Here is an 8,029-nt window from a genome sequence, read left to right as displayed (position 1 = left end):
GGCCGCCCGCGGGCTCGCGCGGCAGCACCGCGTGGACCCGGGTGCCGTGGCCGAGCGCGCCGACGGTGCAGCGCCCGCCGATCTCCGCGGCCCGCTCCGACATCGACCGCAGGCCCACCCCCGGATGACCCGTCGCGACCTCGCCGGGGCCCCGCCCGTCGTCCTCGACGACGAGCTCCAGCCGCTCGGCGTCCACCCGTACCGTCACCGTGGCGCTGCTCGCCCGGGCGTGGCGCAGCACGTTGTTCAGCGCCTCCGCGGTGATCCGGTAGGCGGCGACCTCCACGGCGGCGGGCAGTTCGGGCAGCGGGTCGGGCTCCAGCCGGGTGCCGATCGTCAGGTCGTCACCGCTGAAGGTCTCCGCGAGCCGGTCCAGCGCACGGGACAGCCCGTACTCGCCCAGCACCGCGGGGCCCAGCCGGTCGGTGATCCGCCGGACCTCCCGGACCGCCCCGGCGAGGTCGTCCGAGACCCGCTCCAGCGCGACCGAGAAGCGCGGCGGGTCGCAGGTGGCGGCCGCGCTCTCCAGGCGCAGCCGCAGCCCGGCCAGCAGCGGGCCGAGGCCGTCGTGGATGTCACGGCGCAGCTGGCGGCGCTCCTCCTCGCGGGCCGCGACGATCTGTTCGCGGCTGGCCCGGAGGTCCTCCAGCAGCCGCAGCGAGGCGACGGTGGGCGCGGCCTGGCCGGCCAGCGAGCGCAGCACGTCGCGGTCGCTCTCGTCGAGCCGGGGCTGGCCGGCGCGCGGGGCGACGGTGAGCCGTCCGATCTCGGCGCCCTGGTGGACCAGCGCGAACCCCTCCCCGGTGCCGGAGCGCTCCCCCACGGCGGCCAGCCGGCGTTCGCCGCCGCGCGTGGAGACGGTCAACGCCACACCGGGCAGGCGCAGTTCGTCGCCGACCGTGGTGCACAGCACGGTCGGCACGTCCTGCGGGTCGACGGTCTGGCTGACCCGCCCGGCGAGGCTGCGCAGCACCTGGTACGGCTGCGCGCGCGAGCCGTAGTACCAGCGGTCGACGACGCCGGAGACCCAGCGGACGCCCTTGGGCAGCCCGGCCGCGAGCAGGAAGACGGCGGCGACCAGCAGCAGCGCGTCCGGGCCGCAGCCGGGCAGCAGCATGGTGGAGAGCAGCGCGGCCAGCAGCACGAACGCGACGGTGAGCGCGGTGGCCACCATCAGCCCGACCAGGATCCGCCGGGCCGCCCGGTCCAGCCGCCAGGAGCCGTCGCGCACGACCACCACGGCCAGGGCCAGCGACCAGAGCGCGGAGGAGGCCGCGAACAGCACGTAGGAGAGGGTGTTCTGGTCGCCGAAGAAGTAGCCGGCCTCGGCGCCGAACCAGAGCAGGTAGACGCCGAGGGCGATCAGCACGTTCTGCCGGCTGCGCCGGGACAGCCCGCGGGCGCGGACCAGCGGGACCACGACCACCAGCGCGGTCAGCACGAAGTACATGGTCAGCTGGGTGGTCTGCATCCGGTCGTTGAACTGCTCCAGCGCGTGGGCGACCGGGTTGTCGGCGAGCGGGTTGGGGCGGCCGAAGGCGGTCGGCTGGTACACGTAGAAGCAGGCCTGGGGCAGGATCCACAGGCCCACCGCGCCGATGGCGAACCACCATCGGCGGCCGGGCAGGGCGCCGAACGGCAGCCAGAGCGGCAGCGCGTGCCAGAGGGTGCCGCTGATCGTGTAGCCGACCGACTTGAGGATCACCACGCCCGCGACCACCCGGGGGTCGCCGACCTCCGTCCAGAGCGGCGCCTCCGCGGCCAGCGGGACGATCAGGGCCGTTCCGTAGACCAGCAGCACCCAGCCGAGCTGGTTGCCGGGGCGGTGGGCGTGCAGCAGCACACCGCCGGCGACGGCGGCGAGCCCGTAGCCCAGGACGGCCAGGTGCCGGGCGGGCTGGGCGAGGTCGGGGTCGCCGGGATGGCCCAGCACGTACCCGGCCCACAGGCCGCCGGCGACCAGGCAGACCAGCGCGCACAGGCCCGCCATGGTGAGCTGCCGTTCCGCCGCGCCCTGCCGGGGCCGCCACCAGGCGCTCCGCAAGCTCTCCGCACTCATGATCGCCCTCCGTCCGCACGGGGATCCCACCGGTGTGCAGCAGTCTGGTGCACCCGGTGTCCCGACCACATGAGGCCAGGGCCCCGTGTACGGGGGCGGCGGCGCGCGTGGCGCGGGCGGGCGGCTGCGGCGAGCATGGGGGTAGTGGAAGCAGACGGCGAGGAGGCAACGGACATGCGGCATCCCGACGCTCCGCACATCAGGCCCGAGGGCATCTCCCCGCACGCCCTGGGCAACGACACCCTGCTGCACGAGCTGGAGCAGCTGCACCGCACCCGGCACGAGACCTTCCTGTACGGCTCGGAGGACGCGCTGAAGCGGCACACCCTGCGGACCGGGCAGCTGGAGGCCGAGTACCTGCACCGGTTCCCGAACCGCCAGGTGTCCGCCGGCCGGACCCGTGCCGGAGCGCGCGCCCGGGAGGCGGCGGCCCGGGTGGAGTCACTGCCGGAGTGACGGAGCCGGACCGCACCGCCCGGCGGGCGCCGCCGGGCGGTCCCGGTGTGCCCGGGACCGGTCGGCCGGGGCCGGGTGCTGCCGCGGGGTCCGTACGGCCGGGGCGGAAATGCCGGGCCCGCAATACCGCCGAAAACCCGGGCCGTCGGGGAAGGTGAGGGGACAGCCGGCCCCACCGAACCCCGGGAGAACCCCCATGCCCATCGCCAGCGTCAACCCCGCGACCGGCGAGACCCTGGAGACCTTCGAAGCCCTGGACGCCGCCGGACTCGAACAGCGCCTCGCCCGCGCCGAGGAGGCCTTCCGCGAGTACCGCACCACCTCCTTCCGCTACCGGGCCGCCCTGCTGCACCGCGCCGCCGACCTGCTGGACGAGGACCGCGAGGCGATCGCCCGGACGATGACCGAGGAGATGGGCAAGCCGCTCACCGCCGCCCGCGCCGAGGCCGCCAAGTGCGCGAAGGCGATGCGCTGGTACGCCGACAACGCCGCCGGGCTGCTCGCCGACGAGCACCCGGCCGCGGCCGACGTCGAGGACTCCGGCGCCGCCCACGCGTACGTGCGCTACCGGCCGCTGGGCGTGGTGCTGGCGGTGATGCCGTGGAACTTCCCGTTCTGGCAGGTGGTGCGGTTCGCCGCGCCGGCGCTGATGGCGGGCAACGTCGGGCTGCTCAAGCACGCGTCCAACGTGCCGCGGACGGCGGTGGCGCTGGAGGAGCTGTTCCGCCGGGCCGGGTTCCCGGAGGGCTGCTTCCAGACCCTGCTGATCGGCTCGGCCGAGGTGGAGCGGGTGGTCCGGGACCGCCGGGTGGCCGCGGTGACCCTCACCGGCAGCGAGCCGGCCGGGCGGGCGGTGGCGTCCGCGGCGGCGGACGAGGTGAAGAAGGCGGTGCTGGAGCTGGGCGGCAGCGACCCGTACGTGGTCCTGCCGAGCGCCGACCTGGACGCCGCCGTGGCCACCGCCGTCCGGGCCCGGGCGCAGAACAACGGGCAGTCCTGCATCGCCGCCAAGCGCTTCATCGTGCACACCGACGTGTACCGGCGTTTCACCGAGGCCTTCGCCGGGGCGATGCGGGGGCTGAAGGTCGGCGACCCGATGGACGAGGCCACCGAGGTCGGGCCGCTCGCCAGCCGGCAGGGCCGGGAGGACCTGGAGGAGCTGGTCGAGGACGCCCGCGCGCACGGCGCCCGGGTGGAGTGCGGCGGCCGCCGGCCCGAGGGCTTCGGGGACGGCTGGTTCTACGAGCCCACCGTGCTGACCGGCATCACGCCGGCGATGCGCATCCACCTGGAGGAGACCTTCGGCCCGGTCGCCACGGTCTACGAGGTGGCCGGGCTGGACGAGGCGGTGGCGCTGGCCAACGACACCCCGTTCGGGCTCAGCTCCAACGTGTGGACCAACGACCCCGAGGAGCAGGAGCGGTTCGTGCGGGACATCGAGGCCGGCGGGCTGTTCTTCAACGGCATGACCGCCTCGCACCCGGCGCTGCCGTTCGGCGGGGTGAAGCGCTCGGGCTTCGGGCGCGAGCTGTCCGGGCACGGCATCAAGGAGTTCTGCAACATCACCACGGTGTGGGTGGCGCCGTCCTGATCCCCCCGGCACCATGCGCCCGGACGGACGTGCGGCGGCGACCGGTGCCCGGTGAACCGGCACCGGTCGCCGCCGCCGTGCCGTCAGGTCGCCATCCGGTGCCGGCCGTGGGCGGTGTGGTGGGCCGGGGTCATCCAGCGGGCGACCATGCCGACCAGGGCCAGGAAGGTGGCCAGCCAGATGACGCTGAAGATGCCCAGCGCCCAGGCGTTGTCCAGCTGGTACGCCACCTCGCCGAGTCCCAGCGAGAGCGCGGTCAGCAGGACGACGGCCGACGGGGTCAGGCTCAGCAGCCAGTGCCAGGCGCGGTGCATCCGGCCGGGGTTCCTGGGCGCGTCGGGGGCCTGGTCCTCGGCCTTGTAGGTCAGCAGGTCCATCGGGATCGCCTCCTTGCGGCCCGTCCGGCGGCTCACGAGGCCGTACGGTGGGCCGCGCTCCTCTTGGCGGTGGTCGTGGGGTGGTCTTGGCGGTGCTCTCGGTCGCCCCTTCCCGGAGGTCCCCCTGGCCCGGTGCGGTCCGGCCGGCCCGGTCGCCGCGGCGCCGGGCGGCCGCCCCGGACCCGTTCGATCCGGAGATTTCCCACTCTGCCCGCCTTTACGCCGTTCGGCCACAGGATCACGCGGCGCCCGCGCCGGGGCCAGACTGGAACGGGGGGCGGACGAGGGCACGGGACGGCGGATCGGCGAGGAGGTGACGGCCGTGGCGCAGCCGCCACCGGGCGGTACGACCTACCGGGTGACGTACACGATGGCCGGGCGGGCCGGGCCGCGGTGCGCCGAGGTGACCGTGGTGCCCGGCCACAGCGGGGAGGCGGACGTCCCCCGGCTGCTGGCCGCCCGGCTGACCGGGCGGCCGGCGGACGCGCGGCTGATCACCGTGCTGGGGCTGCGCGAGCTGCTCGTGCTGGAGCCGCCCGGGCCGCTCACGCCCGGAGCGAGGCCAGGGTCACGATGGTGATGTCGGAGGGCGCGCCGACCCGTACCGGCGGACCCCAGGCCCCGGCGCCGCGGGTCACGTACAGCTGGGTGTCACCGTAGCGCTCCAGCCCGGCCACGGTGGGGTTGGCGAGTTCGGCGAGGTAGTTGCCGGGCCACAGCTGGCCGCCGTGGGTGTGGCCGGAGAGCTGGAGGTCGACGCCGTGGCGCACGGCGTCGTGGATGGTGACCGGCTGGTGGGAGAGCAGCACCGAGGCGCGGGCCCGGTCGCGGTCGCCGAGCGCCTTGCCGAAGTCGGGTCCGTCGCCCTCCGCGGTGCCGGCGATGTCGTTGATCCCGGCGAGGTCGAAGCCGCCGAGCTCGACCCGGGCGTTCTGGAGGGGGTGGACGCCGAGCTCGCGGACGAAGTCCACCCAGGGCGCCGCGCCGGAGAAGTACTCGTGGTTGCCGGTGACGAAGTAGGCGCCGTCGCGTGCCCGCAGCCGGGCCAGCGGCAGCGCGGCCGGGCCGAGGTCGGGCACGCTGCCGTCCACCAGGTCGCCGACGATGGCGATCAGGTCCGGCTGCGCGCCGTTGATGGTGTCGACGATCCGCTCGGTGTGGGCGCGGCCGAGGATCGGGCCGAGGTGGATGTCGCTGACCACGGCGATCCGGTAGCCGTGCGCCCGGGCGGGCAGCTTGGCCAGCGGCACGGTGACCTGCTTGAGCTTCGGCCCGCGCAGCACCCCGTACGTGCCGGTGCCGACCACGGCGGCCGCGACGCCGGACGCGCCGATCGCCACCGTCCGGGCCACGAACAGCCGCCGCTCGGGCGAGGGCGCGGCATTGCGCTCCGGCTCAGCCGTCCCGCCCACCTCGGCTGATGCTTCGGCAACTCCCGATTCCCGGACGGATATACGGCGGTCCGGCAGCCGCAGCAGCAGCGGGCGCAGCGCCTCGCCGACCAGCAGCGCCAGGGTGAGGTAGAGCAGCACGGCCAGCCAGAGGAAGCCGGGCCAGGCCAGCCAGCGCTCGACGGACATCGGGAGGGCGCGGCCGCCGATCAGCGCGCCGACCGAGAGCAGCGGCAGCAGGACGGCGAGCACCGTACCGGCCCGGCGCCAGCGGCCTCCCGGCGCCGAGACGTCGCGCACCAGGCGCCGCCACAGGTACCAGTGCACCAGGGCCAGCAGGGAGAGGACGGCGAGGACGCCGAACACCACGAGCACGATCTTCACGCGGCCAGTATGTACGGGCGCCCGACGAATCCCCCAGCCGCCCCCGGCACCTCACGATGCGTCAGATTTGAGCTTTCCACGACAGGTCCACACCTGCCCTGACCTGGGCTTTCATACCCGCTGAGCGAACAGTTACCGGCTCGTTGTTCCGATACCCGGAAGTAGAAGTTAACTTTCACCGCATTGCGCGGATCCGTCCCGAAGATCCCTCCGGCAGCACGTGCCGAGGGGCAGGCCGCGCTGGAAAGGCACAGGGCACCCCTGCAATGAGTGCGGAAACCACCAAGGCCGTACCGCCGCCGACCACCACCCCCGGTCACGGCGACACCCACGGCGCCGGTCACCACGGCGACGACGGCCACCTCAAGGCGGGTCTCAAGAACCGCCACCTGTCGATGATCGCGATCGGCGGTGTGATCGGCGCGGGCCTGTTCGTCGGCTCCGGCGCGGGCATCGCGTCGACCGGCCCCGGCATCCTGCTGTCCTACGCGCTGGCCGGCGTGCTGGTCGTGCTCGTCATGCGGATGCTCGGCGAGATGGCCGCGGCCGACCCGCAGAGCGGTTCCTTCTCCGCGTACGCGGACCGCGCGCTCGGCCGCTGGGCCGGGTTCAGCATCGGCTGGCTGTACTGGTTCTTCTGGGTCGTGGTGCTCGCGGTCGAGGCGACCGCCGGCGCGAAGATCCTCGAGGGCTGGATGCCGATGGTCCCGCAGTGGGGCTGGGCGCTGATCGTGATGGCGGTGCTGACCGCCACCAACCTGTTCTCGGTCGCCTCCTACGGCGAGTTCGAGTTCTGGTTCGCGGGCATCAAGGTGGTGGCGATCGCCGCCTTCCTGGTGGTCGGCGGCCTGGCCGTGTTCGGCGTGCTGCCGGACACCCACGCGGTCGGCACCGAGAACCTGGTCGGCCAGGGCGGATTCCTGCCGCACGGCATGGGCGCGGTCTTCACCGGCATGCTCACCGTCGTCTTCGCCTTCATGGGCAGCGAGATCGTCACCCTGGCGGCCGGCGAGTCCGAGGACCCGGAGAAGGCGGTCAGCAAGGCCACCAACAGCGTGATCTGGCGCATCGGCGTCTTCTACCTGGGCTCGATCCTGCTCATCGTGACCCTGCTGCCGTGGAACGACCCGGCGGTCGCCGCCAACCCGTACGTCGCCGTGCTGAACCACCTGGGCATCCCGTACGCCGGCAACGTGATGGACCTCATCGTGCTGACCGCGGTGCTCTCCTGCCTCAACTCGGGCATGTACACCGCCTCCCGGATGGCGTTCTCGCTCGGCCGGCGCGGTGACGCGCCCAAGGCCTTCGCCAAGGTGACCTCGTCCGGCGTGCCGCGCACCGCCATCCTCGCCTCGGTGGTCTTCGGCTTCGTCGCGGTGTTCTTCAACTACACCTCGCCCGACACCGTCTTCTCCTTCCTGCTGAACTCCTCCGGCGCGATCGCCCTGTTCGTCTGGATGGTGATCTGCTTCTCCCAGCTGCGGATGCGGAAGATCCTGGAGCGCGAGAGTCCCGAGCGCCTCACCGTGAAGATGTGGCTCTACCCTTATCTGACCTGGACCGCCATCGGCATGATCGGTTTCGTCATGGCCTACATGTTCACCGACGAGTCCGGCCGCAAGCAGATGTACCTCTCGCTGGCCGCGGCGGCGATCGTCCTGGTGGCGTCGGCCGTGGTGGGCCGTCGTCGCCGGGCGGCGGAGGTGGCGGCTGCCTGAGCCGCCCACCCGTCGCCCACCGGGCGCGCGCCGGGCCGGGGAGCCGTTGCGGA

General features: G+C 73.8%; 7 protein-coding genes. 4 read left to right on the top strand and 3 right to left on the bottom strand.

The annotated features are described in order from the left end of the window. On the bottom strand, positions 1-2,059 hold a 2,059-nt coding region (locus ACWEQL_RS38990; RefSeq protein WP_452155775.1), incomplete at its 3' end, for a sensor histidine kinase. A 174-nt stretch (positions 2,060-2,233) separates the two neighbouring features. Here ACWEQL_RS38990 and ACWEQL_RS38985 point away from each other — a divergent pair. Beyond that, positions 2,234-2,515, top strand: a complete 282-nt coding sequence (locus tag ACWEQL_RS38985) for a DUF6158 family protein (RefSeq protein WP_452155773.1) — start codon at positions 2,234-2,236, stop codon at positions 2,513-2,515. A 196-nt stretch (positions 2,516-2,711) separates the two neighbouring features. Beyond that, on the top strand, positions 2,712-4,106 hold the full coding sequence (locus ACWEQL_RS38980; RefSeq protein ID WP_452155771.1) for an NADP-dependent succinic semialdehyde dehydrogenase: 1,395 nt from the start codon (positions 2,712-2,714) through the stop codon (positions 4,104-4,106). Between the two features lie 83 nt (positions 4,107-4,189). Here ACWEQL_RS38980 and ACWEQL_RS38975 read toward each other — a convergent pair whose 3' ends face one another. Further along, entirely contained in the window at positions 4,190-4,519 is a 330-nt protein-coding gene (locus ACWEQL_RS38975) for a hypothetical protein (RefSeq protein ID WP_452155768.1), read from the bottom strand. A gap of 286 nt (positions 4,520-4,805) precedes the next feature. Here ACWEQL_RS38975 and ACWEQL_RS38970 point away from each other — a divergent pair, with 286 nt between their 5' ends. Next, positions 4,806-5,063 carry a hypothetical protein gene (locus ACWEQL_RS38970; RefSeq protein ID WP_452155766.1) on the top strand — a complete coding sequence of 86 codons (258 nt, stop codon included), beginning with the start codon at positions 4,806-4,808 and terminating at the stop codon, positions 5,061-5,063. On the opposite strand, the gene ACWEQL_RS38965 is transcribed toward ACWEQL_RS38970, so the two are convergent. Further along, the gene (locus tag ACWEQL_RS38965) at positions 5,029-6,258 is read right to left on the bottom strand and encodes a metallophosphoesterase (protein WP_452155764.1); all 1,230 of its coding nucleotides are present in this window, start codon (positions 6,256-6,258) and stop codon (positions 5,029-5,031) included. The genes ACWEQL_RS38970 and ACWEQL_RS38965 overlap by 35 nt on opposite strands. Before the next feature lie 266 nt (positions 6,259-6,524). Between ACWEQL_RS38965 and ACWEQL_RS38960 the strand changes: the two genes are divergently transcribed. Next, complete coding sequence (locus tag ACWEQL_RS38960; protein WP_452155762.1) at positions 6,525-7,976, top strand: amino acid permease; 1,452 nt, start codon at positions 6,525-6,527, stop codon at positions 7,974-7,976. The last annotated feature ends 53 nt before the right edge of the window (positions 7,977-8,029 follow it).

This window comes from Kitasatospora sp. NPDC004240, from assembly GCF_053603215.1.
Note: the sequence above shows the minus strand (reverse complement) of the source record. Positions and strands in the feature narration are given on the sequence as shown.

Excerpts from the sequence above, each read along its gene's own strand:
- ACWEQL_RS38960 (WP_452155762.1), top strand. The coding sequence starts at position 6,525 with ATGAGTGCGGAAACCACCAAGGCCGTACCGCCGCCGACCACCACCCCC.
- ACWEQL_RS38985 (WP_452155773.1), top strand. The coding sequence starts at position 2,234 with ATGCGGCATCCCGACGCTCCGCACATCAGGCCCGAGGGCATCTCCCCG.
- ACWEQL_RS38980 (WP_452155771.1), top strand. The coding sequence starts at position 2,712 with ATGCCCATCGCCAGCGTCAACCCCGCGACCGGCGAGACCCTGGAGACC.